Origin of the sequence: Pseudomonas sp. CCC4.1, assembly GCF_035019225.1 — a bacterium.
Taxonomy (GTDB): domain Bacteria; phylum Pseudomonadota; class Gammaproteobacteria; order Pseudomonadales; family Pseudomonadaceae; genus Aquipseudomonas; species Aquipseudomonas bubulae.
In genome coordinates this window covers 108323-133429 of record NZ_JASJWL010000003.1, presented here as the reverse complement: position 1 = coordinate 133429, position 25107 = coordinate 108323, and the positions used below count along the sequence as shown (strand labels likewise).

26 protein-coding genes are annotated in these 25107 nt (G+C 59.9%); 9 read left to right on the top strand and 17 right to left on the bottom strand.

Annotated features, from left to right (window positions below; translation table 11 throughout):
• Window positions 1–74: 74 nt before the first annotated feature.
• Window positions 75–1199, bottom strand: a complete 1125-nt coding sequence (coxB, locus tag QN377_RS02570; protein ID WP_322213851.1) for a cytochrome c oxidase subunit II — start codon at window positions 1197–1199, stop codon at window positions 75–77.
• Window positions 1200–1545: 346 nt separating this feature from the next.
• Here coxB and QN377_RS02565 point away from each other — a divergent pair, with 346 nt between their 5' ends.
• Entirely contained in the window at window positions 1546–2181 is a 636-nt protein-coding gene (locus QN377_RS02565; protein WP_094999696.1) for a hypothetical protein, read from the top strand.
• A gap of 116 nt (window positions 2182–2297) precedes the next feature.
• Here QN377_RS02565 and QN377_RS02560 read toward each other — a convergent pair whose 3' ends face one another.
• Genes QN377_RS02560 through QN377_RS02550 form a run of 3 tightly spaced genes read right to left on the bottom strand, consistent with a single transcriptional unit; the run spans window position 2298 to window position 4180 of the window.
• A complete protein-coding gene (locus tag QN377_RS02560; protein ID WP_094999697.1) occupies window positions 2298–3011 on the bottom strand; it encodes a carbonic anhydrase in 714 nt (237 codons plus the stop codon).
• A gap of 42 nt (window positions 3012–3053) precedes the next feature.
• Window positions 3054–3548 carry a DUF523 domain-containing protein gene (locus QN377_RS02555; protein ID WP_094999698.1) on the bottom strand — a complete coding sequence of 165 codons (495 nt, stop codon included), beginning with the start codon at window positions 3546–3548 and terminating at the stop codon, window positions 3054–3056.
• Complete coding sequence (locus QN377_RS02550; protein WP_094999699.1) at window positions 3545–4180, bottom strand: 2OG-Fe(II) oxygenase; 636 nt, start codon at window positions 4178–4180, stop codon at window positions 3545–3547. The genes QN377_RS02555 and QN377_RS02550 overlap by 4 nt, the downstream gene beginning before the upstream one ends.
• Window positions 4181–4333: 153 nt before the next feature.
• On the opposite strand from QN377_RS02550, the gene QN377_RS02545 reads away from it, so the two are divergent.
• Entirely contained in the window at window positions 4334–5086 is a 753-nt protein-coding gene (locus QN377_RS02545; RefSeq protein ID WP_094999700.1) for a hypothetical protein, read from the top strand.
• A 19-nt stretch (window positions 5087–5105) separates the two neighbouring features.
• Here the strand turns inward: QN377_RS02545 and QN377_RS02540 are convergent, their stop codons facing one another.
• Window positions 5106–6047 (bottom strand): alpha/beta hydrolase, encoded by a 942-nt coding sequence (locus QN377_RS02540; protein WP_095038481.1) that lies wholly within the window; start codon window positions 6045–6047, stop codon window positions 5106–5108.
• 108 nt (window positions 6048–6155) lie between these two features.
• On the opposite strand from QN377_RS02540, the gene QN377_RS02535 reads away from it, so the two are divergent.
• Window positions 6156–6740 (top strand): DUF6436 domain-containing protein, encoded by a 585-nt coding sequence (locus QN377_RS02535; protein ID WP_095017876.1) that lies wholly within the window; start codon window positions 6156–6158, stop codon window positions 6738–6740.
• A gap of 40 nt (window positions 6741–6780) precedes the next feature.
• Window positions 6781–9162: a penicillin acylase family protein gene (locus QN377_RS02530; RefSeq protein ID WP_322213850.1), complete on the top strand. Its 2382-nt coding sequence runs from the start codon at window positions 6781–6783 to the stop codon at window positions 9160–9162.
• Between the two features lie 133 nt (window positions 9163–9295).
• Here the strand turns inward: QN377_RS02530 and ubiA are convergent, their stop codons facing one another.
• Together ubiA and QN377_RS02520 are read right to left on the bottom strand one after the other, a co-directional pair.
• Window positions 9296–10186 carry a 4-hydroxybenzoate octaprenyltransferase gene (gene ubiA / locus QN377_RS02525; RefSeq protein WP_095017874.1) on the bottom strand — a complete coding sequence of 297 codons (891 nt, stop codon included), beginning with the start codon at window positions 10184–10186 and terminating at the stop codon, window positions 9296–9298.
• Window positions 10186–10749, bottom strand: coding sequence for a chorismate--pyruvate lyase family protein (locus QN377_RS02520; RefSeq protein ID WP_094999706.1), 564 nt, complete (start codon window positions 10747–10749; stop codon window positions 10186–10188). The genes ubiA and QN377_RS02520 overlap by 1 nt, the downstream gene beginning before the upstream one ends.
• A 203-nt stretch (window positions 10750–10952) precedes the next feature.
• Here QN377_RS02520 and QN377_RS02515 point away from each other — a divergent pair, with 203 nt between their 5' ends.
• The 4 genes from QN377_RS02515 (at window position 10953) to QN377_RS02500 (ending at window position 13345) form a co-directional block, all read left to right on the top strand.
• Window positions 10953–11120 (top strand): rubredoxin, encoded by a 168-nt coding sequence (locus tag QN377_RS02515; RefSeq protein WP_003437744.1) that lies wholly within the window; start codon window positions 10953–10955, stop codon window positions 11118–11120.
• 40 nt (window positions 11121–11160) lie between these two features.
• Window positions 11161–12309 (top strand): NAD(P)/FAD-dependent oxidoreductase, encoded by a 1149-nt coding sequence (locus QN377_RS02510; protein WP_094999707.1) that lies wholly within the window; start codon window positions 11161–11163, stop codon window positions 12307–12309.
• A 189-nt stretch (window positions 12310–12498) separates the two neighbouring features.
• Complete coding sequence (locus QN377_RS02505; RefSeq protein WP_016782719.1) at window positions 12499–12774, top strand: HU family DNA-binding protein; 276 nt, start codon at window positions 12499–12501, stop codon at window positions 12772–12774.
• A gap of 190 nt (window positions 12775–12964) precedes the next feature.
• Window positions 12965–13345 (top strand): helicase, encoded by a 381-nt coding sequence (locus QN377_RS02500; protein WP_094999708.1) that lies wholly within the window; start codon window positions 12965–12967, stop codon window positions 13343–13345.
• Window positions 13346–13411: 66 nt separating this feature from the next.
• On the opposite strand, the gene QN377_RS02495 is transcribed toward QN377_RS02500, so the two are convergent.
• The 6 genes from QN377_RS02495 to exbB form a co-directional block, all read right to left on the bottom strand.
• The gene (locus tag QN377_RS02495) at window positions 13412–14806 is read right to left on the bottom strand and encodes an aminoacyl-tRNA deacylase and HDOD domain-containing protein (protein WP_176464259.1); all 1395 of its coding nucleotides are present in this window, start codon (window positions 14804–14806) and stop codon (window positions 13412–13414) included.
• A gap of 75 nt (window positions 14807–14881) precedes the next feature.
• Window positions 14882–16957 carry an ATP-dependent DNA helicase RecG gene (gene recG / locus QN377_RS02490; RefSeq protein ID WP_094999710.1) on the bottom strand — a complete coding sequence of 692 codons (2076 nt, stop codon included), beginning with the start codon at window positions 16955–16957 and terminating at the stop codon, window positions 14882–14884.
• 11 nt (window positions 16958–16968) lie between these two features.
• On the bottom strand, window positions 16969–17889 hold the full coding sequence (locus QN377_RS02485) for a hydrogen peroxide-inducible genes activator (protein WP_094999711.1): 921 nt from the start codon (window positions 17887–17889) through the stop codon (window positions 16969–16971).
• 162 nt (window positions 17890–18051) lie between these two features.
• Window positions 18052–18798 (bottom strand): TonB family protein, encoded by a 747-nt coding sequence (locus QN377_RS02480; protein ID WP_094999712.1) that lies wholly within the window; start codon window positions 18796–18798, stop codon window positions 18052–18054.
• The gene (gene exbD / locus QN377_RS02475) at window positions 18795–19220 is read right to left on the bottom strand and encodes a TonB system transport protein ExbD (protein ID WP_016782713.1); all 426 of its coding nucleotides are present in this window, start codon (window positions 19218–19220) and stop codon (window positions 18795–18797) included. The genes QN377_RS02480 and exbD overlap by 4 nt, the downstream gene beginning before the upstream one ends.
• Before the next feature lie 6 nt (window positions 19221–19226).
• Entirely contained in the window at window positions 19227–20207 is a 981-nt protein-coding gene (gene exbB, locus QN377_RS02470; protein ID WP_094999713.1) for a tonB-system energizer ExbB, read from the bottom strand.
• A 189-nt stretch (window positions 20208–20396) separates the two neighbouring features.
• Between exbB and QN377_RS02465 the strand changes: the two genes are divergently transcribed.
• Entirely contained in the window at window positions 20397–21254 is an 858-nt protein-coding gene (locus QN377_RS02465; RefSeq protein ID WP_095017872.1) for an NAD-dependent epimerase/dehydratase family protein, read from the top strand.
• 33 nt (window positions 21255–21287) lie between these two features.
• On the opposite strand, the gene QN377_RS02460 is transcribed toward QN377_RS02465, so the two are convergent.
• From QN377_RS02460 to rpoZ, 4 genes are all read right to left on the bottom strand, one after another.
• Window positions 21288–22052 carry a hypothetical protein gene (locus tag QN377_RS02460; RefSeq protein WP_095017871.1) on the bottom strand — a complete coding sequence of 255 codons (765 nt, stop codon included), beginning with the start codon at window positions 22050–22052 and terminating at the stop codon, window positions 21288–21290.
• Between the two features lie 67 nt (window positions 22053–22119).
• Window positions 22120–22500: a RidA family protein gene (locus QN377_RS02455; protein WP_016782709.1), complete on the bottom strand. Its 381-nt coding sequence runs from the start codon at window positions 22498–22500 to the stop codon at window positions 22120–22122.
• 24 nt (window positions 22501–22524) lie between these two features.
• Complete coding sequence (gene spoT, locus QN377_RS02450) at window positions 22525–24630, bottom strand: bifunctional GTP diphosphokinase/guanosine-3',5'-bis pyrophosphate 3'-pyrophosphohydrolase (protein WP_016782708.1); 2106 nt, start codon at window positions 24628–24630, stop codon at window positions 22525–22527.
• Between the two features lie 60 nt (window positions 24631–24690).
• Window positions 24691–24954 (bottom strand): DNA-directed RNA polymerase subunit omega, encoded by a 264-nt coding sequence (gene rpoZ, locus QN377_RS02445; protein WP_016782707.1) that lies wholly within the window; start codon window positions 24952–24954, stop codon window positions 24691–24693.
• Window positions 24955–25107 lie beyond the last annotated feature (153 nt).

Genomic DNA, 25107 nt, shown 5'->3' with positions numbered 1-25107 from the left:
TCCTGCAAACAGCTGGACCAAGAAGCCAGTGGCAGATTGCCCCCGACCGTTACGTGCACACATCCCCGGGCGGCTCATTTGCCTTGTTCCTGCTTGAGCGCCAGCACGTCTTTTGGTGTCACCATGTCGCCCTTGTTGTTGCCCCAGGCATTGCGCTCGTAAGTCACCACCGCAGCGATGTCGACTTCCGACAGTTGCTTGCCGAAAGCGGCCATGGCGGTCCCCGGTTTGCCGAAGAACACGCGGTGCAGGTGGTCGGCGGCAGGGCCGGTGGCAACAGGAGAACCCTTGAGTGCCGGGAACATCGGCGGCAGGCCCTGGCCCTGAGCCTGGTGACAGGCCACGCAGGCGGTGTGATAGACCTTGTCGCCACGCGCCACCAACTCCTCGAGGGTCCACTCTTTACTGGTCAATTCCTTGAGTTGCGCGGCCTGGGCCTTGCGTTCGGTCAACCAGGCGTCGTAATCGGCCCTGGTTTTGACATCAACCACTATCGGCATAAAGCCGTGGTCCTTGCCACACAGTTCGGCGCACTGGCCGCGGTAAAGGCCAGGCTTCTCGACGCGGGTCCAGGCCTCGTTGATAAACCCCGGAATGGCGTCACGTTTGACTGCAAAAGCCGGCACCCACCAGGAATGGATGACATCGGCCGAGGTCACCAAAAACCGCACCTTGGCGCCTATGGGCAAAACCAGCGGTTCATCGACCTCGAGCAGGTAATGCTCGCCCTTGGGGGCCTGGTTGTGGATCTGGTCGGCGGGGGTGGCCAGGTTGCTGAAAAACTCGACGTCCTGGCCCAGGTATTTGTAATGCCATTTCCACTGATAGCCAGTGACCTGGATATCCACATCCGATTCACTGCTGTCATAGATATGGATCAGGGTGCGGGTCGCTGGCACCGCCATGGCGATCAGGATCAGCAGGGGGATGACTGTCCACAGGATTTCGACTCTGGTGCTCTCATGAAACTTGGCCGGTTCCTGGCCGGTGGAGCGACGGTGAACGATCATCGACCAGAACATGGCCCCGAAGACGATGATGCCGATCACCACACAGATCCAGAAGATGGTCATGTGCAGGTCGAAGACCGCATGACTGACTTCGGTTGCACCTGGCGTCATATTCACGGTCCAGGCCGCTTGTGCCTGGCTGAACACTGACCACAACAGCAGGCCCATCCATAACTGTGGATGTCGCATCGCGGTGTTCCCCTTTATTTTTCTTGTTATTGCGCCGGTCTGCATCTGTACACGGGCAGCGCTACAAGGGGGCGGTGTTCCAACCAGCTGTTCCTTACCGCCGAGCCTCGTCTGCTCAAGCAGTCGGGCGTCATCGAATAACGGTTACAAAAACGAGTATAGACACAGGGCCCGGCCCCGCAATATAAGGGGCCAAAACAATGAAATAAGGGGCCATCGACAAATGGCACTCACTGCCCGGTCACAAAATGAATGACAATACTCCCCCTGAAAAACCCCTCTCCTTGACCTGAGAGGGCTACTTTTTTAAAAGTACCCCCCTGTCTAGCACCCCCCTGGAGTTCCCATGAACACCGCCGCCATCCGCGTGCAGATCTCGCGTGCCCAAGACCATGAGGCTGAAACGGGCCTGCTCGCCAAGCATCTGGCCGCTCAATTGCCACACCTTCACACCGCCATCCAATTGCCTGAAGTCGACCGTAATGTGGTGATGACGCGTTTCGTCAGCGCCTATATCGACCAGGTGCCCGACTTGCTCGATGCGGCCAATGAAGTCGCTCGCGAGGCCGGTATCGAGTCGCAGATCAAGCCGATCCTGAAAATCGCCGAGCAATTCTTTGCCCAGCCATTGCCGCTGCTCGTTGGCCACGAAGGGCTGGAGGGTTTGCTGGACGAAGCGTACCTGGCGCACCGCCTGGTCGAAGAGGTCAACGACCTCTATATCAAGCACTTCCAGCAGCCGTTGATTCCGCTGGACATGACCGTGGCCAACCTGATCGCCCACCAGTTGATTGGCGAAGACTTTGCCAACCAGCTGGATGCCGCCGTGCATCATGCGGTTGACCTGATGCTCAACGAAGAGAGCTTTGCCCTGGAGTCGGTCGAAGCCTATCGCGAGCGCCTGACCAGCCCTGAAACGGGCGCAGCCTGGAAGCGCTGGCCGTGCCTGTCCAAGCAATTGGGCGTTGGCCTGGCGTTGTAAGATTTTTGCAGGCTTTTTGTGGGAGCTGGCTTGCCTGCGATGCAGACGCTGCGGTTTAACTGACATACCGCGCTGATGCAATCGCGAGCAAGCCCGCTCCCACCGCTCATGCGCGTTTAAAACCGCGCTTTGGGCGTCGCGCTCGGGATCGGGCTGGTGCCGTCCAGTGGCAGGAATTCGCCCTTGTCGGCGTCGTAGGCCTTGATTGCGCTGGTTTCGATGTCGTAGACCCAGCCATGGATAAACAGATGCCCATTGGCCATACGCGACGCTACCGACGGGTGCGTGCGCAAGTGCTGCAGTTGGGCAATCACGTTCTCTTCCGTCAGCACGTGCATGCTTTCAGATTCATTGGCGCAGTTGCAGTTGTCCTGCACCATGGTCTTGGCCACTTCCACGTGGTGCAACCAGGCCTTTACCGTCGGCATTTTTTTCAGGCTGGCGGGGTTGAGCACGGCGCGCATCGCGCCACAATCGGAATGCCCGCAAATGATGATGTGCTGCACGCCCAGTGCCAGTACCGCGTACTCGATCGCCGTGGAAACACCACCGTTCATCTGACCGTAAGGCGGTACAACGTTGCCGACGTTACGGGTCACGAACAGATCGCCCGGTGCGCTCTGGGTGATCAGCTCCGGCACGATGCGCGAATCGGCACAGGCAATAAACATCGCACGGGGGTTTTGCGCCGTGGCCAGCTTTTTGAAAAAGGCTTCTTGTTCAGGGAAGATTTCGTGATGAAAGTGCAAAAAACCATCAACGATATGGTGCAGTGCTGAATCGGCACTTTCAGCTGCGGCCGAGGGCTGCGATTTAGGCTTGTCAGTCATCGTTGTATCCCTGGGCAATGTGATGACGGATATTACCTGAACTCATTTCTGCGTCAAAACACCCAGTGCTTTGGCCGCTTCTTCGAGCTCCAGCTCACTGAATACCTGCACCCCTGCACGGGTCAGCAAGGCTGCAGTCACGCCCTGCCCCTCGACTTTGACACCCCTAAAGCTGCCGTCATAGGTCAGTCGATTGCCGCAGGACGGGCTGTTGGCCTTGAGAATGGCAATGCGGATGCCGTGGCGCTCAACCAGCGCCAGTGCCTGACGCGCGCCGGACACAAACGCCTCGGTTACGTCTTCGCCTTCAGTGGTAATGACTGCAGCCTTGCCCGCGAGCACCTCGACCCCTTGGCCGCCGGGGATCTCTGCTGCAGCGCGTGGCGTGGGCAAGCCGCCCGCCACTTCCGGGCACAAGGCAATCACCCGGCCTTCGGCCTGCCATTGCGCCAGTAGTGCATAGGGGCCGCTGGCGCCGCCGTCGTAGCGTACGCGATGCCCCAGCAGGCAGCGACTGACCAGTACTTTGGGGCTCATACAAACACCTCGGTGGCACGGCGGCGAAACCAACCGGTCAACGACAGACGGTCACGGGTCGCAGGCATGACTTCATGAGGGATTTCGCCCGAGAGAAAGACCACCAGACACCCGCCGGTCGGCAACACGTCATAGTCGATATCGCCGTCCAGGTACATGCGCAAATGCCCACCATGCTCGGGCAGCCAGCCCTGGTTGAGATAGACCACGGCCGAAACCATGCGCCGGTCATCATCCCGAAAGCGGTCCAGATGCTTGAGGTAAAACGCACCGGGCGGGTAGAGCGCAAAGTGGCTTTCAAAGTCCTCCAGGCCCAAAAAAAGCCTGCGATTCATGGCGATTCGCAGGCTTTCCATTAACCCCAGGTAACTGTCGCAAGCCAGCGCCTCTCCCGGCTCCAGCCATTGGATATGGTCACCGCGTATTCCCTCGCGTACCTCCTGAGTCACACCGCGGCCGACCGCTGCCGGGGTCAGTTCGCCTTCAGCTGAACGTTTATGGCACTCAGCCGCCAGTTCGAGGGTCAGAGCCTCGGGCAGGAAAATATTTTGCTGTGACCATCCCTGCGTATACAGGTCGTCGACGATGCGTAGCAACAGCGGGTGATCAGAGGGTATTTGCATGGCGCGCATAGTATCGAGCCGCCTCAAAATCTGACAGCTCCGTCTGGCTGGCAATGTCGAAATAAATCACCTGCACGCTTTAATGCCCATATGAGCGAGACGAATTCTCGACAAGTCCTACGCCACACCCGGACAATAGCGCCCTGCAGACAGGAGCCCCTCATGCGCCGCTTGTTTTTACTGTTAATGATGTTTTGTACGTTACCCGCATGGGCAGACAACCTTGATGATCTGTTTACGGTCGCCGGCTGGCCGCAACAACGTGAGCACTTCAATGATGCGCTGGGCGCTGCTCAGGAGCGTTATCGCAACAATTTGCCGCCAGCGGTCTACCAGGCGTTGGTCAACAACAGTAGCCAGCGTTTTGCACCTGCGGCGATGGATAAGCGGGCCAAGGAACAGATGCGTAGCAACTTGCCTGATCCGAAGCCGGCGCTGGTGTTTTTCCGCTCGCCATTGGGCGGCAAAATTGTCGCCGCCGAGCTGTTGGCCACGCGCCGCGATCAATTGGCCATGCATGCGCAGGGCCTGCCGCGCATGGACGCCGACGCTACCCGCCAGTTGCTGATCAATCATTTGTCTCGCGCACTGCCTGCCCGTGAAGCCGGGGCCGAAGTCAGCCTGGCGATTGCCGGTGTTGCCGCGGACAGCTTGAGTTCGATGATCCCGGGGCTACTGGGTGGCGGGCAAGCGCAGAGCATGTTGAACGGGCAGCGCCAGCGGTTGATGGATCAGATCGGCGGCGAGCTGGATAACACCTTGCTCTACGTGTATCGCGATCTGTCTGACCCGGAGCTGGAAGAGTTCGTTACCTTTGCGCAATCGCCTGAAGGCAAGACCTATTATCAAGCAGCCCTGGCAGCGGTTCGCGCCGGGCTGGCAGTGGGGCAAAGCACTGCCAACCTGAACCCATAGGACAGCGCCCTTCAGGGTCTCAGAAATACTTGTCCAGAAAAGCGAAATATCGCTCACGTATCTCGGGCGTTTCATTCGCCAGATGGTGCCGGGCTTCAGGCAACAGCAGTGTCTGCGGCTGATTGAACTTGGCCTTGAGCACCTCAAGGTTATGCTGCCAATCCACCGTTTTATCGTCCTGACCCTGAATCACCAGCGGCTGACGCGCACTTGGTGCCGCGCCTTCAATTCGCGGGATCCAGCGCGCCAGGGCACCCACCCAGGCCGTCGGCAAGCGCACCGGTTGCAGAGGGTCGGCTTGCAGAAACGGCAAAAAAGCCGGGTCGTTGGAGTTTTCGCTAAAACGCCGGGCAATGCCTTTGACGAACGGGCGCAGCAGGTAGTAGCTGAGTTTCGACCAGCTCCAGCCCTTGGGTCGCACCAGGGGCGAAAGCAGTATTGCCTGGCCCTGTGCCGGGCTTTGCGCACCGCAGCGCAACAGGTGATCGAGCACAATCGCTCCCCCCGTGCTTTGCCCGCACAGATGCCAGGGCTGCGGCAACTGCAATGATTGCGCTTCGATAAACAGGCCTTGCAGCACCGCCTGGTACCGCGCGAAATCGTCGATACTGGCCCGCTCGCCACTGGACAGCCCGTGCCCCGGCAGATCACAGGCGATCACTACAAAACCGCGGTCCAGCCCCCATTCGATCACATGCCGGTAAAGCCCCATATGATCGTAAAACCCGTGAATCACAAACAAGGTCGCCACGGGTGACGAGGCTGGCCACCACACCTGACTGACGATCTCGTAACCCCCCGCAGTGAAGCGCCCCAACTGACGTTTGACTGGCGCCTGACGATGGGGAAAATCCAGACCGTAATAACGCTGATACGCCAGGGCTTCACTCGATAATGGCTGGCCCGCCGCCAGCGGCTGCAGGCTGGCGCGCAAGGAATCGGGAGAAAACAGGGCAGGCATAGAGGCTTCCAGACAGGGCGCAGGCGCGCAAAACAGGCTTTATAGACCTTCAATATTCATCTGTCAGGTCAAGCATGGCAAGCTACGCGGCCTTCAAGGAGCTTTCCAATGCCGGTGCCCCCGTTCAAAACCCTGTTGGCCTGCCTGCTGACGCTGATCTGCGCGGTGGGGTTGTGGACGGCCTACGACTGGTTCCAGGGCCGCTATATCCGTGCCTTCAGTGATCAGGCCGCTTTGTTCTCCGGAGATGTACTGAGCCTGCCCGCCGAACTGTCGGGTCCGGGTGCCATTCGCGTGGTGCACTTCTGGGACCCGGCGTGCCCCTGCAACGTTGGCAACCAGCAGCACCTCAGCGAGCTGCTGGCTCATTACGCGCCCCAAGGCGTCGAATTCTACTCACTGCAAAAGCCCGGCACTCACGGTCAATTACCCGCCACCCTGGGCGCGATCAAGGCGCTGGCCAGCCTGCCCGGCGCCGAGCATCTGAGTGCCAGCCCGGCCGTGGCCATCTGGGACCGCAGTGGCCAACTGGCCTACTTTGGCCCCTACAGCGAAGGGGCCACCTGCAACGCCAGCAACAGTTTCATAGAACCCATCCTGCAAGCCCTGAGCGAAGGTCGCCCGGTCAAGGCCACCCATACCATGGCGGTGGGCTGTTACTGCTCCTGGCAAGATAAAAGCGCCGCCCACTGATATCGCCCCGGCGCGTACGACCAGAACAAGGAGTTGCTTCATGAATCGCAGCCTGACCGTTATCGCCGTTGCCATTGTCGTCCTTGCAGGCGGCGGGGCCTGGTACGTGCAGAGCAAACTGCCCGTACGCCAGGGGCAAGTGGCGCTTGCAGCGTTGCAGGGGCCGGTCACGGTGCGTTATGACGAGCGCGGTGTGCCGCATATTCGTGCAGGCAACCAGGCGGATATGTACCGGGCCCTGGGCTACGTTCAGGCACAAGACCGGCTGTTTCAGATGGAGATCATGCGCCGCCTCGCCCGGGGCGAACTGGCCGAGGTGCTGGGCCCCAAGCTGGTCGATACCGACAAGCTTTTTCGCAGCCTGCGCATCCGTGAGCGGGCTGCGAGTTACTTGACTGAGCTGGATCACCAGTCCCCGTCATTTCTGGCCTTGCAGGCGTACCTGGACGGGATCAATCAATACCAGGCCAACAACCCCAAACCCGTGGAGTTCGACCTGCTGGGCATCGCCCCCCGGCCCTTTACCGGCGAAGATACCATCAGTGTCGCCGGCTACATGGCTTACAGCTTTGCCGCCGGCTTTCGTACCGAACCGCTGCTGACCTATATACGTGACCAACTGGGCAGCGATTACCTGAAAATCTTCGACCTCGACTGGCAGCCCGAGGGCGTATTGTCTCCTGCACTGGCGGCCAGCGACTGGGAAACCCTGGGGGCGCTGGCCCAACTGAGCGATCAGGCCCTGAGCCAGGCGGGCTTGCCGCAGTTTGAAGGCAGCAACGCCTGGGTGGTGTCAGGCAAACGCACACAAAGTGGCAAGCCACTGCTGGCGGGTGACCCGCATATCCGTTTTGCGGCACCGTCTGTGTGGTACGAAGCGCAGCTGTCGGCACCGGATTTCGACCTGTATGGCTACCATCAGGCGCTGGTGCCGTTCGCTTTTCTGGGCAACAACCCCGATTTTGGCTGGAGCCTGACCATGTTCCAGAACGACGATCTGGACCTGATCGCCGAGAAGACCAACCCCGATAACCCCAATCAGGTCTGGTATCACGGCCAATGGGTCGACATGACCCGCAGCGAACAGCAGATTGCCGTCAAGGGCGAGGCGCCGGTGACCCTCACTCTGCGCCAGTCGCCCCACGGGCCGATTATCAATGACGTGTTGGGCGCTACCGCGGGCAACACGCCGATTGCCATGTGGTGGGGCTTCCTGGAGAGCAAGAACCCGATCCTCGAAGGCTTCTACCAGCTCAACCGTGCTGACAGCCTGAGCAAGGCGCGTACCGCTGCGACCTATATTCAGGCGCCCGGTCTGAATCTGGTGTGGGCAAACGCCAAAGGTGATATCGGCTGGTGGGCAGCGGCGCAACTGCCCAAGCGCCCGGCCGGAGTCAATCCGGCGTTTATCCTCGACGGCGGCACAGCACAGGCCGACAAAGACGGTTTTTACCCGTTCAGCGCCAACCCCCAGGAAGAAAACCCGGCGCGGGGCTATATCGTGTCGGCCAACTTTCAGCCGCTGTCGCCTGCCGGCATCGAGATTCCCGGTTATTACAACCTGGCCGATCGCGGCCAGCAGCTTGATCGCCAGCTCAGCGATGCCAGCGTGAAGTGGAACCTGAAAAACAGCCAGGCCTTGCAGTTGGGGACTGCCACGGGCTACGCGCAGCGTGTGCTCAAGCCCCTGTTGCCGGTGCTGCGCGAAGTGGTCACGGACCCGGGCGAACGCAAACTGGTGGAGCAACTGGCACAGTGGAAGGGCGATTATCCGCTGGACTCAACTGCGGCGACCTTGTTCAACCAGTTTTTGTACAGCCTCACAGAGGCCACCATGCGCGACAAACTGGGCGACAGTTTTTTTGATGCCATGCTGACTACGCGTGTGATCGATGCTGCCTTGCCGCGCCTTGCGGCCAGCCCGGATTCACTGTGGTGGGACAACCGCAGCACCGCGCGCACAGAAACCCGCGCCGATACGGTCAAGGTGGCGTGGCAGGCCAGCATCGCCCATTTGAAGGCCACCCTGGGTGACGACCCCGGGCAATGGCGCTGGGGCGTGGCCCACACCCTGACCCATGAACACCCGCTGGGGCGGCAAAAGCCCCTGGACTGGCTGCTCAACGTCGGCCCCTTCGCCGCCCCCGGCGGCCACGAAGTGCCCAACAACCTCAGCGCCAAACTGGGCAATGCCCCGTGGCCAGTGAGCTACGGCCCGTCTACCCGGCGCCTGATCGACTTTGCCGAGCCGTCCCACGGGCTGACCATCAACCCGGTCGGGCAAAGTGGCGTGCCGTTCGACAAGCACTACCGCGACCAGGCCGAGTCCTACATCGAGGGTGATTACGACAAACCGCATATGGACGAAAACGAAATCCAGCTCAATACCCGCAGCACCTTGCGGCTGGTGCCAGCGGGGTAAGGCCGATGTGGGAGCGGGCTTGCTCGCGACTGGATCGTCGCGGTCTTGCAGCGCCACCGCGCTGTCCGCATCGCGAGCAAGCCCGCTCCCACAGGGGTTGGGTCAGCGTTGAAAAAACTCGCGGGGCAGGGGCTCAAGCCACCGCATAATTGAGCACGATCCCCACAAAAATCGCCAACCCTGCCCAGTGGTTGTGCAGGAAGGCCTTGAAGCAGCGCTGCGGATCACGGTCGCGGGTGTACCAGAATTCCCACACAAAACAGCCCGCCGCCGCCAGCAGGCCAAGGTGGAACCAGCCGCCCAGCTCAAAGTGCGACCCTGCCAGCAGCAGGCAACCCAGGGCCAGACCCTGCAGGCTGAGGATGATCACGCGGTCGGCATCGCCAAACAGGATGGCGGTGGATTTAACCCCGATCTTGAGATCATCTTCGCGGTCGGTCATGGCGTAGTAGGTGTCGTAGGCCACTGTCCACAGCAGGTTGGCGATGTACAGCAGCCAGGCCGCAGCCGGCAGGCTGCCGGTCTCGGCCGTAAAGGCCATCGGTATGCCCCACGAGAACGCTGCGCCCAGCACCACTTGCGGGTAGTAGGTGTAGCGCTTCATGAACGGGTAAGTGGCCGCCAGTGCCAGCGCGCCAAATGAAAGCCAGATGGTCGGAGCATTGGTGCACAGCACCAGCAGGAAGCTGACCCCCATCAACAGCGCAAAGAACACCAGGGCTTCTTTGCTGCTGATTTTGCCACTGGCCATAGGCCGTTGTTCTGTTCGTTTGACATGACCATCCACCTTGCGGTCGGCAAAGTCGTTGATCACGCAGCCGGCAGCACGGGTCAATACCACGCCTAAGACAAAAATCAGCAGGTTACCCAGCGAGGGTACGCCTTTGGCGGCCACCCACAATGCCCACAAGGTCGGCCACAGCAGCAGGTAGATGCCGATGGGCTTGTCCATGCGGGTCAGCTGGATAAAGTCCCAGGCACGGGGGTTGAAACGGTTGAGTGATTTGAGCAGGCGCGTGTACATCAATTGTTCTCCGACCGGGCACCGAGGGCGGCCCACAGTTTGGGTAAAAACACTTCGGCCACCAGCACGCTCAGTTTGCCACGCACAAAGCGCGAGCGGCGTGCCCACAGGTGATCGACCTGATCAGCCTGCGGCAACCAGTTACGCGGGTAGTGGCACACCTGCAGGGCTCCGCGCTCAAAGGCCTGGTCGCTGAACAGCAACTCCCCCAGCGAGCGGTTGCCCAGTTCGTCCATGTTCAGGCCACCCTCTTGCAGTGAGCTTTTACCCGCGACACTGCGTGCAAACACCCAAGGCTCACCGTGCCCGCGCAAATACACTTCGCGCACCCAGCCCTGAACGCCTTCAGGCAGGTCCAACGCAGCGCATTCATCCGGGCGCAGTACTTGCCAACCTTCATAAAGTGGAAGCACGCTGAAGGCATTATCTGAAATTGCAGTGAGACGCCGAGTCAGAGAGCCCTCGTCAAATAGCCAGTCCAGGGTCTGTGTGTCAGGCAGCGCAGGAAGTTGGCCTTGTTCAAGCCAGACAGGGGGGATAAGCGGAGAAGTTATGTGCGGCACGGTGGGTCATAATTGGCAGCCATTGAGGTCGGCGAGCTTATCACGCGGATCCTCGAATGAGCGTCCAAGGGACTTTTGCCCGTATTGGTGCTTGCATCTGCGGGTGGTCATCAGTACAAAACGCCCTGAATTTGACGAGTAACACGGCGCCTGTTGATAAGTCCGTGGCCTTGTCCAAGCCTGAACCTTTAGGAAATACCCAGATGAAGAAGTGGCAATGCATTGTATGTGGACTGATTTATAACGAAGCCGACGGCTGGCCGGATGATGGCATCGCCCCCGGTACCCTGTGGCAGGACGTACCTGAAGACTGGCTGTGCCCGGATTGTGGCGTCGGTAAAATGGATTTCGAGATGATTGAAATCAACTGATCAACCCTTTTAAAACCTGATTCAACTTCTGGAGATTGGCATGAACGCACCTGTCGTGATCGTTGGCACCGGGCTGGCCGGCTATAACCTGGCCCGTGAGTTTCGCAAGCTGGACAGCGAAACCCCGCTGCTGTTGATCACCTCCGATGACGGGCGCTCTTACTCCAAGCCAATGCTGTCTACCGGCTTTGGCAAAAACAAAGAGGCTGACGGCCTGAGCATGGCCACGCCCGAGGCGATGGCCGAGCAGCTCAAGGCCCAGGTGCGTATCCATACCCGCATCAGCGGTATCGACCCGGGCCACAAGCAATTGTGGATCGGTGAAGAGGCGGTGCCCTATCGTGACCTGGTGCTGGCCTGGGGTGCGCAAACGGTGCAGGTCCCGGTGGAGGGCGACGCCCAGGATGCGATCTTCCCGATCAATGACCTGGAAGACTACGCGCGTTTTCGCGCAGCTGCCGCAGGTAAACGCCGCGTCCTGATCCTGGGCGCGGGGCTGATCGGCTGCGAATTTGCCAACGATCTGATCGCAGGCGGTTATGAGGTCGATCTGGTCGCGCCCTGCGAGCAAGTGATGCCTACCCTTTTACACCCCGCTGCTGCAGCGGCGGTGCAGGCTGGCCTCGAAAGCCTGGGCGCACGCTTTCATCTGGGCCCGGTGTTGACCCGCCTGCAACGTACCGACAGCGGCCTCGAGGCGCATTTGTCGGATGGCAGTGTCGTTCCGTGCGATGTGGTGGTGTCCGCCATCGGTTTGCGCCCTCGCATTGATATGGCCGCCGCTGCGGGGATCAAGGTCAATCGCGGGGTTGAGGTGGATCGTCAGCTTAAAACCTCTCACTCCCATATCTACGCGCTGGGCGATTGTGCCGAGGTCGACGGCCTTAACCTGCTGTATGTGATGCCGTTGATGAGTTGCGCCCGGGCGCTGGCGCAAACCCTGGCAGGCAACCCGACCGCGGTCAGTTACGGAGCCATGCCCATTACGGTGAAAACCCCGGTTTGCCCGCTGGTGGTGTCACCTGTGCCGCGTGGCTACGAGGGTGTGTGGACCGTGGAAGGCCAGGGCGCCGATATCAAGGCGCTGTGCCGCGACGCAGACGGCAAGTTGCTCGGTTATGCGCTGACGGGTGAGGCTGTTCGAGAAAAACTCGCGCTAAACAAAGAGCTGCCTGCACTTTTGGCGTAAAAGCGGCTCATTCTGTCGCATATGCCATTGCCTTGACTCAACAAAGCCTGTGCAGAGGCTGGCGCCGACCTTGGTCGCGTGCCATTCTCACACGGGTCTGCCGCAGTTTAGAGCCTGCGGCGCCTTGGGCGCTGTTCCGTAGAGAGCAGCACGGACATAACAACAAAAAACCGTCAATGAGGCTTCATCATGCGTAAACCCGATCTCGCCGCAGCTATCGCTGAAAAGGCTGACCTAACCAAAGAACAAGCCAACCGCGTTCTCAATGCGGTGCTGGAAGAAATCACCCAGGCCCTGCATCGCAAGGACAGCGTCACGCTGGTCGGCTTTGGCACCTTTATCCAGCGCCACCGCGGTGCCCGTACGGGGCAAAACCCGCAAACCGGCCAGCCGGTCACCATCAAGGCCAGCAACACGGTGGCGTTCAAACCGGGCAAATTCCTCAAGGACAGCGTGAATCCTTAAGGCACGGGCTACATGAAGAATGGGCAAGCTGGCCTTGCCAGCGGCCCGTTCTTGAGAAAACACGGGCCGATTGTGCGGCCATAAGTGGCAAAACCTAGCCCATCTACGCCTAACTCTGCAGAAATATGGCGTTCTTCGCTCAAATCGTTACACTGCGCCGGCCATTTTTTATTTCCCCGAGGCCGCGTACATGAAATTTCGTTTTCTGCTCTGGATGCTGGGCTTTTTGATGGGCAAAGCCAGCCGCAACAATCCTGCTTTCCAGCAACAATTGGTGGACAAGGATCTGGTGTTCCAGCTGCAAACCCTCGACGGCAAAGTGGCCCGTCATTTCAAGGTCAAAGACCAGCGCATCACCAGCCACGGCGGCCTGTACCCCGAGCCGGCGTTTGCCATCGCCTTTAAAGATGCCGCCTACGGCTTCGCTACGCTGCAGGCGAAGAACAAGCAACTGGCGTTCATGACAGGGATTCAGGACAAGTCGATTCAGATCAAGGGCAACCCGGCGCTGGTGATCTGGTTCCAGGGCCTGACCAAGTACCTCAAGCCGCGTAAAAAGGCCAAGGCTTAAGATCAAGAGCCCCTCACCCTAGCCCTCTCCGAGAGGGAGAGGGATGGGGCTTGTGCTTTTAGCTATTCAAGCCTGACCGAACTGCGCTGCCATCTCGCGCAGCAACACTTCAGCCTCCAATACTTTGCCCACCACCGCCTCAGCCTTTTCTCGTGGCACGCCAAGACGCTCGAACAACGCATCCGGCAACGGCGCACACGCACCGTGACCGACTCCGCGGCTGCGCAGCAAGCCCAGCGCCACACACACCAGGTTCGGATACTGCGCATCCACCCCCACATAAGCCGGGTCGTGTTGATAGCGTACGGCAATCGCCAACTCATCCGGCATCCCCCAAAAGCGCATCAGCCAGGCGCCCATCTGTTCACGGCTGATACCCAACAGGTGCTGCTCGATCAGGCTGTGGCTGACGTGGGGGTTTACCTCAAGATGCCGGCAGATCAGCGAAAAATGCGGCGGAAATACATGGGCCAGCAGCAGGTAACCAAAATTGTGCAGCAACCCGCCCAGGTAAGTCATGCCGACTTCGGGGCGCTGCTCCCGAGGCATGGCCCGGGTCAGCCCTTCAATCACCGCCGCGGTGTAGATCGACTGCTGCCAGTAAGGAGTGCTCGATTGCGGATGGTCCTTGGGCAGGCTCAGGGTTTTGCCCAGCGACAGGCTGAGTGCCAGGTTGATCACCAGATCAACCCCCAGCACGCGCACAATGGCGTCTTCGACCGAGCGAATCTTGCTCTGCGAGGCGTAAAACGATGACGAGGCCCAGCTCATGACCTGCGCCGCCAGCGCCGGGTCAGTTTCCACCACGCTGGTGATTTCATCGATGGTTACGTCAGGGGCGGAGCGCAGCCGCATGATTCTGCGCACGCTCTCGGACAGCGGTGGCAGTTCGATGGTGGCCTCCAGCCGCTGCTGGATGCGCCGCGCCGTGAAGGCCTGCACTGCCCGGGTGATGGCCTCGCCATCGTCCCCGCCGAGATCAGGTGTGATGGCGCCCAAGGGCTCGCCAAAACGGCCGGCGCTGGCGTTTTTGAGCAGGGGCTTGAAGTCTTGCTGGGCAATCTCCAGCCACAGGCCCGGTTCACCCGTGCTGATTAGCAGCGAGGGTTGTTGCAGCAAGTGTTCTTCGTACAGGCAGGGCGAGTTGACCAGCGCCGGCAAGCCCGGCAGCTGGCTCAGGCCATGCTTGTCCAGCAAGACCTGCAGGCGCTCCGGCGCAACGGCGGTCATGCGCCGCCCGGTCAAGTCGGCCAGACGGTTCAGATCAAGTAAATGATTCTGGGTGAACAGCACCAGCAGGGGACCGATCGAATCGTCGAGCAGTACGGCGTGCACCTTGCGCGCAGGGTCGAGCCCCGGGTGATCCGGGACTTTGCGATAGGCAACAGCCAGGTCACCGAGCAAGCGCCCGATAACGGACGGCGTGCTCGCAGCAACAAGGGCACTGGCAACTTCAGTCATGGTCTGCATCCGTTCTGTACAACTTGATTTTGATTAGCTCTTGATCGGCCGCCGGGCCATTTACTGAATGGTCTTTTACACCTGACCATATTGCTGACCGTGGCGCAGCCAGCGATCAAGCAGGGGGCTGACATGGCTCGGCCAGCGTTCGATCAACGCCTGGGCGGCCTCGCGCACGGCGGGCAGCAGGTCGGCATCGCGCATCAGGTCGGCGACCTTGAATTGCAGAAGACCGGTCTGGCGGGTGCCGAGCATTTCGCCGGGGCCGCGCAGTTCGAGGTCTTTTTCGGCGATCACAAAGCCATCGTTGGTCTCGCGCATGATGCCCAGGCGCTGACGGCCGATTTGTGACAGCGGCGGGTGATACAGCAGCACGCAATGGCTGACGGCGCTGCCCCGGCCCACGCGACCGCGCAACTGGTGCAGCTGGGACAGGCCGAGGCGCTCGGGGTTTTCGATGATCATCAAGCTTGAGTTGGGCACGTCGACGCCCACCTCAATCACCGTGGTGGCCACGAGCAATTGCAGCTCGCCAGCCTTGAAGCGCGCCATGACTTCAGCTTTTTCAGCGGGCTTCATTCGCCCGTGAATCAACCCGACGCGCAGCTCACCCAAGGCGCTGGAGAGGTCTTCAAAGGTGGTTTCGGCAGCCTGGCAGGTCATTTCTTCAGACTCTTCGATCAGGGTGCACACCCAATACGCCTGGCGCCCTTCAGCGCAGGCGGCGCGCACCCGCTCGATCACTTCGAGACGCCGCGTATCGACCACCAGTACCGTATTAACCGGAGTACGGCCCGGCGGCAGCTCGTCGAGGATCGAGGTGTCGAGGTCGGCATAGGCGCTCATGGCCAGGGTGCGCGGGATCGGCGTGGCAGTCATGATCAGCTGGTGCGGGCACATCACCCCGCCCACGCCCTTGTTGCGCAGGGCCAGACGTTGCTGCACGCCAAAGCGGTGCTGTTCGTCGATGATCACCAGCGCCAGGTTTTTGAACTGCACGTTGTCCTGGAACAGAGCATGGGTACCGACCACCATCGGTACGCCGCTGGCGATTTGCTCCAGCGCACTGACCCGGGCCTTGCCCTTGAGCTTGCCGGCCAGCCACGCCACTTCAAGGCCCAAAGGCTCGAGCCAGCGCTTGAAGTTGATGAAGTGCTGCTCGGCGAGGATTTCCGTGGGGGCCATCAGGGCAACCTGATAACCCGCCTCAAGTGCTTGTAACGCTGCCATCGCCGCAACCACGGTCTTGCCGGAGCCCACGTCGCCCTGAATCAGGCGCAACATGGGTTCGGGCTGACTGAGGTCGTAGGCAATCTCGTTGCCAACCCGGGTCTGCGCGCCCGTCGGCGGGAAACCCAGATTGGCGAGGAACTGCACTGGCAGTTTTTTCGCCTTGGGCAACGCCGGGGCTTGTTGTGAACGCAGGCTCTCGCGCAGTCGCTGTTGCGACAGCTGGTGAGTCAGCAGCTCCTCAAAGGCCAGGCGGTGCTGGGCCCAGTGATGGCCCAGGGCGAGTTCTTCAACATCAGCATTGGCAGGCGGCTGATGCAGATAGCGAATGGCTTCATCCAGCGGGGCCAGTTGATAGTCCTTGGCCAGCTCCGGCGGCAACCAGTCGGGCAGGCTGCGCGGGCCGAGCATGGCCAGGCTTTGCTGGCTGAGCTGACGCAGGCGCTGTTGGGTCAGGCCTTCGGTGGTGGGGTAGATGGGCGTCAGCGTGGTGTCGACAGGTGGCGGTTCGTCGCCGGTAATGGCGCGGTATTCGGGATGGTAGATCTCCAGTCCCGAAGCGCCGGGGCGGGCTTCGCCATAGCAGCGCACTTCGGTGCCACGTTTGAGGCTTTCCTTCTGCGCATTGCTGAAGTGGTAGAAGCGCAGACTCAGGCCGCCGGTGCCATCGTTGATGCGCACCAGCAAGCTGCGGCGCTTGCCCATGACCACGTCGGCGCCAATGACCCGGCCCTCGACAACGGCATCCTGACCGGGGCGCAAAGCGCCAATCGGGACAACGCGGGTGCGGTCCTGATAGCGCAACGGCAAATGGAACAGCACGTCCTGGACGTTTTCCAGTCCGACCTTGGCCAATTTTTCGGCCATGGCCTCACCGACGCCCTTGAGCGCGGTGACCGACACTTTCGACAACTCGGTCATTGCAGTGGCACTTAGGTCGCGGCAGGCGGCTTGGCCACCGAGCACAGGCGGATCGAGTCTGCGAGGATTTCAATCGCCTTTGGCCGCGGGAAGCTGGCGCGCCAGGCGATGGCAACGGTGCGGAACGGTACCGGCGGGGTCAGCGGACGCACAGCCAGGATGCCCGGGGCATAGTGATGACTGTCGACAGCCGACAACGGCAGGATCGAGATACCCAGGCCGGAAGCGACCATGTGGCGGATGGTTTCCAGCGAGCTGGATTCGACCGTGGTGTGCATGGCGCCATCATTGCCTTTGGCCACAGTCGGGCAGGCTTCCAGCACCTGATCGCGGAAGCAGTGACCTTCGCCCAGCAACAGCAGGCTCTTGTCGTTGAGCAGGCTGGCGTCGATGGTGTCTTTTTTGGTCCACGGGTGCTCGCTGGGCATGAGCACGTAAAACGGCTCGTCATACAGCGGCATGGTCAGCACGTCGGCTTCCTGGAACGGCAGGGCGATGATGATTGCATCCAGCTCGCCGTTGCGCAGTTTGTCGCGCAGCACATGGGTGAAGTTTTCTTCGATATACAACGGCATCTGCGGGGCAACCCGGTGCAGTTGCGGGATCAGATGCGGGAACAGATACGGACCCACGGTATAGATCGCGCCTACTTTAAGCGGAGCGGTCAGCTGGTTCTTGCCGGCCTGAGCCAGTTCGCGAATGCCCTGGGCCTGCTCCAGCACCTTTTGCGCCTGGGCCACGATGGCTTCGCCCACGGGGGTTACACGCACGGCACTTTTGCTGCGCTCGAAAATCAGCACACCGAGTTCGTCTTCCAGTTTTTTCACACCCACCGACAGGGTCGGCTGGCTGACATGGCAGCGCTCGGCGGCGTGGCCGAAGTGCTGCTCTTGGGCGAGGGTAACGATGTAGCGTAATTCTGTAAGCGTCATAGCGTGCGTCCCTGTGGTTGCGGGCCAAGCATAGCGGCTGCAATCGATAGACGCACGTTATCAGACATTACCCTCAGAGCTACAGTAGCCAATCAAGGTATGACTGGTTTTTTATCCAGACCGCAGATGCACAAAGGGCACCCTGAGGTGCCCTTTGTGGTGTTAGCGCCGACGTTTATCGATGGAATAAACGAAGGGTGCCACGATCTCGATGCTGCCATTGGTCAGCATTTCAGGCGGCGGCTTGGGCAAGGGTTGTGCCCGGCGAATCATTTCCAGGGTGGCCCGGTCCAGATCGGCGTTGCCAGAGCGCCCTACCAGTTCGTAGGACAGTACCTTGCCTTCGGCGTCTACCACGAAGCGCAGACGGTTCAAGCCTTCCTTGCCACGGGATTGCGCAGCAGGCGGGTACTTTTTGTACTTGCCCAGGTGACTGAGCAAAGTGCCTTCCCAACTGGCCTTGGCCGCCAGTTGTTGCGCCGACGGCCCCGGTGCCGGTGCAGCGGATTTCTCGCTGGTATTTTTGGTCGGCGTTGCGTCGCTCGGTTTCTCTTCTGAAGGTTTCTCTTTGACCGGGTCCGGTTTTTCCACAGGCTTGGGCGGTTGAGGCTTTTGCTTGGGCTTGACCGGTTTGGGTACAGAAATCTTCGGCTTGGGCGCTTCGGCCAGCTTGGGTATCGGCAACTCTTCCACCGGCGCCGGGGGTTGTGGCGGTGTCACCACTTTGGGCGGTGCTGGCGGTGGCGGTGCTGGCAACGGCGCCAGGTCAACCATCATCGCTTGCGGCGGAAGTTCGATAGCGCGCGGGTTGGACCATTGCAGGGCCAGAATCACGGCCACTGCATGGATGGCCAACACCGCGGCCAGGCTGATTGCGTAACGCGTCATCTTTTGGCGCGCTATGGTCATTTCTTGGCTGCCGTCTCAAGTCCGACCAGACCCACCTTCAAATAACCCGCTGCGCGCAAAGCATCCATCACGCTCATCAGGTCACCGTAGTCCACGCCCTTGTCGGCCTGGAAGAAGATCGTCGTGTCTTTGTTGTTGTGGGTCCTGGCATCCAGGGTCGGGCCCAGGGCTTCAACCGTGACCGGCTCTTCGCCCAGGTACAGGCGCTGATCAGCCTTGACGCTGAGGAACACCGGTTTCTCAGGGCGAGGCGCCGGTTTGGCGCTGGAAGCAGGCAAGTCAACCTTGATATCCACAGTGGCCAGCGGTGCTGCCACCATAAAGATGATCAGCAGTACCAGCATCACGTCAATAAAGGGGGTGACGTTGATTTCATGGTTTTCGGCGAGATCGTCATCGCCTTCTTTTAAATGCAGGCCCATGGCCGATTACCCCACTTTCACCATGTGCGGTTGCGAGCTGCGCTCGGGCGGCAGGTGATCGAGGTCACGGCTAACCAACAGCAACACTTCCGCAGACGCATCCGCCACCTGGGCCTTGTAGCCGGTGATGGAGCGGGCGAAGACGTTGTAAATCACTACCGCAGGGATCGCTGCGACCAGACCCAGTGCCGTGGCCAGCAGGGCTTCGGCAATACCCGGCGCAACAACTGCCAGGTTGGTGGTCTGGGTTTTGGCGATGCCGATAAAGCTGTTCATGATGCCCCATACGGTACCGAACAGACCGACGAACGGTGCTGTGGAACCGATGGTGGCGAGTACGCCAGTGCCGCTGCTCATGTTGCGACCGCACGCTGCAACCAGACGCTCAAGACGGAAGCTTACACGCTCCTTGATGCCTTCTTTTTCACGGCTGTTGGCCGACAGGCGCATTTCTTCAAGGGCGTCCTGCACCAGCAAGTGGGCCAGGGTGCCTTCTTTGCCAGCCGTCTCGCTGGCTTCTTTCAAGGTGCGAGCTTTTTTCAGTTGGGCAATTTCACTGCGCAGACGACGCTTGGCACCCAGGACTTCAAAGCCTTTGGCAATCCAGATCGTCCAGGTGATGATCGAAGCAATAGCCAGGCCGATCATTACGATTTTGACGATGATGTCTGCGTTTTTGTACATGCCCCAAGGCGACAGGTCATGGGCCATGCCCAGGCTGTTGTCTTCTTCGGCGACTATTTGCGGCGCGTTATCGGCTGGCGCAGCAGCGCCTTCAACCAGTGTAGGATCAGTCGTACCCGGTGCAGCAACAGGTGCCGGGGCAGCTGCTTCAGTGGCCGCGTGCACGGCCGGGGCAGCAGGCTCGTCGGCAAATGCCGCAACAGGTGCCAACATCAAGCTGAACATCAGCGCCGCAACCCCACGCCAGACGCGTGCAGGGCTCGAAGGCTGGGTTGGCGAAGCGGTGGGATGATTGCGTGTCATGCTAGCCGGACCTGAGAAAAGTAATGAGGTAATGCCCTACAACGCGTTGTAAGACCAAGGGCAAAATGATGGGTTATTATTGCAAGTAATTCTTGTTAACAAAAGCAATAGCATCTGTTTTTTTCGGAAGTCACGACTTTGGTCGTGCCAAATTACGTCTTTTTGTAACTTTTCATTAGGATTTTTGCGATGCCCAAAGCCTCTGTATTGATCGTCGGATGCGGTGATGTCGGCAGCCGTCTGGCGACTCAACTGCTCGACCAGGATTGGCAGGTCTACGGCCTGCGCCGCTCCATTGACCGTTTACCCACGGGCGTTATCGGTGTGGAGGGCGATTTGTTCAGCGAGCAATGCCCGACGCAATGGCCAACCGGGCAAATTGACTACGTGGTGTACAGCGCGGCGGCGACCGAACATGACGAAGCGGGCTATCAGGCGGCATATGTAGACGGCCTGAAAAACACCCTGAGTTGGCTGGAGCAGCATGGTCAGCGACCCAAGCGTCTGCTGTTTGTATCCAGCAGTGGCGTTTACGCCCAGAAAGACGGGGAATGGATCGACGAAACATCGCCCGCCCTGAGCACCAACTACTCTGGCCGGATCATCCTGGATGCCGAGCGGGTGGCGCTGGAGAGTGGCATCGCTGCCAGCGCGGTACGCCTGACCGGGATCTACGGGCCGGGTCGTGAATGGCTGCTGGGGCAAGTGCGCAAAGGCTATCGCGTGGCGGTTGAGCCACCGCTGTATGGCAACCGTATCCATGCCGATGATGCTGCGGGGCTGCTGGCCTTTCTGCTGGAGGCTGATCGTCAGGGCAAGGCGCTGGATGACTGCTATATAGGTGTGGATAACGCACCGGCGCCACTGGCAGAAGTGGTGGGCTGGTTGCGCGAGCGTTTGGGCATTACCGAATGGGCCGCCGAAGCGAGCGTGCGCCGCGCAGGCAGCAAGCGCTGCAGCAATGCCCGCGCCAAGGCGCTTGGCTGGGAGCCGCGCTATTCGAATTATCGCGAGGGCTATGCTGCGATTTTGGGGGAGCAGGCCTGAGAGTTGTCTTGTGGGAGCGGGCGTTTGGTTGGCTTACAGCTTCTCCAGCGCCCACTCACGCTTGCCCGGGTAGAACTGGGGCATTTCGTCGGGCGCTGAGACGTCCACCGCCTCGAAGATTTCAAGTGTGCGGCCTTTGCGCACAAAAATATGCGCTGCGCCCATTTCCCCCTGCTGAAGCCAGAGGCTGTCCAAACCGCCGCTCATAGTGGCGCAGTCACCTCCCAGGCACAGCTCATAGCCATTGATGCCAGGCAATCCACTGACTTGCCCCTTGGGCGAGAATGTCACCTTGGCACCCTGACCTGCACCACTCAGTACGCGCCATTCGCCCCCAAGATAGGCTGACTTGAGTGCCTGCTCAAAATGCACCGATTTGAACAAATCTGCATTTGTGCCCCGGGAAACTTCACCGACATCACTTTGAGCTGGACGTACGAACGCCTGCCGCGGAAAGAATTCAGTCGCTGACTGTATTAATTCAGAGCCTTCGAGCTTCAGGTCAGTATTCTCACCGCCATAGAAATTGACCTTCCACGACGCGCTGCCATCAGGCACCAGCGTACCCTCGTCCCGCTCAAAGCTGCTTCGCCAGGTGGCCTTGGCGTTTTTGGCGTCGATGCTCCATTCCAGGGTTGGCCCTGACGACGACAAGGCGTCAAGCAGGCCGCCACCCTTGGCCGCTTCATCTATTGCTGCCTGATTTATCCAGATGCCACTGATATCACGGGGGGCGGGTTCGCTGGCACAACCACCCAAAACAATGGAGAGCAGTGACAACACTAGCGCTTTGCGCATGGTGGAATCCTTTTGAAGCCGGGAAGAGCGGGGGGTGGCGCAGCATGAAGACGCTGCGCCGAGGGCGTTACTCAATAACCAGAATAGCGTCCATTTCTACCTGCGAGCCCTTTGGCAGTGCAGCAACGCCAATGGCGGCGCGAGCCGGATAGGGTTGTTCGAAGTAGGTGCCCATGATCTCGTTGACCTTGGCGAAGTGGCTCAGGTCAGTCAGGAAGATGTTCAGCTTGACGATGTCCTTGAACGAACCGCCTGCGGCTTCAGCGACCGACTTCAGGTTTTCGAAAACCTGGATGGTCTGGGCTTCAAAGCCTTCAACCAGTTCCATGGTTTTTGGGTCCAGCGGGATTTGACCGGACATGTAGACAGTATTGCCAGCTTTGATCGCCTGAGAATAAGTACCGATTGCAGCAGGTGCCTTGTCGCTGGTGATAACAGTCTTGGACATGGGTGACTCCTTGTAATTAGATGGCTACGCACGCATGCGAGTGATGCGGATAACCCCGGTAAGGGCGCGCAGTTTTTTGATCACGCGGGCCAGGTGTACACGGTCGTGTACGCTGACCACCAGTTGGACCACGCTGATGCGACCATCGCGTTCGTCCATGCTGATCTTTTCGATATTGCCGTCGGCAGCGTTGACGCTGCTGGCCAGCAGCGCAATCAGGCCGCGCTGGTGTTCCAGTTCGACGCGCAATTCAACGTTGAACTCGCCGGTAACGTCCTTGGCCCACGACAGCTGAATGCACTTTTCGGGGTTGTGGCGGATTTCACTGATATTGCGGCAGTTGTCCAGGTGCACGACCATGCCTTTGCCTGCGGACAAATGGCCAACGATCGGATCCCCCGGGATCGGCGTACAGCATTTGGCGTAGCTGAGCACCAGGCCTTCGGTGCCGCGAATCGCCAGCGGGCCTTCCGGGCTCGGCAATGCTTCGCCTTCGCCCAGCAGGCGTCGGGCCACCACGTAGGCCATGCGATTGCCGAGGCCGATATCTTCGAGCAGGTCTTCGATCTGCTCCAGGCGGTACTCCTGGAGCATGGCCTGAACGCGTTCGGCCGGGATCTTGTCCAGCGCGCTGTTGAAGCCGTTAAGCACCTTGTTGAGCAGGCGTTCGCCCAGGTTGACCGACTCGGAACGGCGTTGCAGCTTGAGCGCATGGCGAATATGGGTACGCGCCTTGCCGGTGACCACAAAGTTAAGCCAGGCCGGGTTGGGGCGGGCGCCGGGAGCGCTGACGATCTCGACCGTGGAGCCGCTTTGCAGCGGCTCGGACAGCGGTGCGAGACGCCGGTTGATGCGACAGGCGATGCAGCTGTTGCCCACGTCGGTGTGCACCGCGTAGGCAAAGTCGACGGCCGTGGAGCCTTTGGGCAGCTCCATGATCCGTCCTTTGGGCGTAAACACGTAGACCTCGTCCGGGAACAGGTCGATCTTCACGCTTTCGATAAATTCGAGGGAGTTGCCGGCGCGTTGCTGCATTTCCAGCACGCCCTTGACCCATTGCCGCGCCCGGGCGTGGGTGCCCGTGTGCTGCTCGTCGCCACTGGACTTGTAAAGCCAGTGGGCGGCGATGCCGTTGTTGGCCATTTCTTCCATTTCACGGGTACGGATCTGGATCTCGATCGGTACGCCATGCATGCCAAACAGCGTGGTATGCAACGACTGGTAGCCGTTGGCCTTGGGAATGGCGATGTAGTCCTTGAACCGGCCCGGCAGGGGCTTGTACAAATTATGTACAGCGCCCAGCACGCGGTAGCAGGTGTCGACCTTGTCGACGATGATCCGGAATGCGTAAACATCCATGATCTCGTTAAAAGCCCGGCGTTTGCCGCGCATCTTCTTGTAGATGCCGTAGATATGCTTTTGACGACCGCTGACTTCGCCCTGAATGCCATCGATGGCCAGGCAGTGGCTGAGCGATTCTTCAATTTTGTTGACGATTTCCTTGCGATTGCCCCGGGCGCGTTTGACCGCCTGATAAATGCGCGCGGAGCGCATCGGGTACATCGCCTTGAAACCGAGGTCTTCGAATTCGATACGAATGCTGTGCATGCCCAGCCGATTGGCGATGGGTGCGTAGATTTCCAGGGTTTCCTTGGCAATCCGTCGGCGTTTTTCGCCGGACAGCACTTCGAGGGTGCGCATGTTGTGCAGACGGTCAGCCAGCTTCACCAGGATCACGCGGATATCGCGTGCCATGGCCATGGCCATCTTCTGGAAGTTTTCAGCCTGGGCTTCGGCCTTGGTTTCGAAGTTCATCTGAGTCAGCTTGCTGACTCCATCGACCAGGTCGGCCACGGTTTCGCCGAACTGCGCTACCAGCGCTTCCTTGGCAATACCGGTGTCTTCAATCACGTCATGCAGCATGGCCGCCATCAGGCTCTGATGGTCCATATGCATGTCGGCAAGGATATTTGCCACTGCCAGCGGGTGCGTGACATAAGGCTCGCCGCTGCGTCGGCGTTGGCCGTCGTGGGCTTGTTCTGCGTAGAAGTACGCCCGGCGGACCAGATTGACCTGGTCCGGGCCGAGGTACGCCGACAAGCGATCGGCGAGGGCGTCTATGCTCGGCATGAGGAAACCTCCTGCCAAAACTTTTTACCCTTCGCCGTGCTACGTCGACCGGGCATAGGCTTAGTTCGCCTCGTTGGACTCGTCCTCGAACGCTGCGAACAGCGGTTCGTCTTCGACGATTTCAGCGTTGGCGATAAACTCGTAGCTCATCAGGCCTTCTGCGATTTCGCGCAGGGCAACAACGGTAGGCTTGTCGTTTTCCCACTGCACCAGAGGCTCTTTACCGCCGGTGGCCAGTTGACGGGCACGCTTGGTAGAGAGCATGACCAGCTCAAAGCGGTTATCCACGTGTTCTAGACAGTCTTCAACGGTTACGCGGGCCATGGTCTTCCTCGTAGCAAATGCAATATGCGCGCTGCCCGGATGGGCGAGCGGACTGAACAGTTTAAAAAATCACCAGCCATTAGGGAAGCGCTGATTTTTCCGTCACTGCTCCTAAACCTCTGTAAGCGCCAATGTAAAGCCCTTACAGGGGTT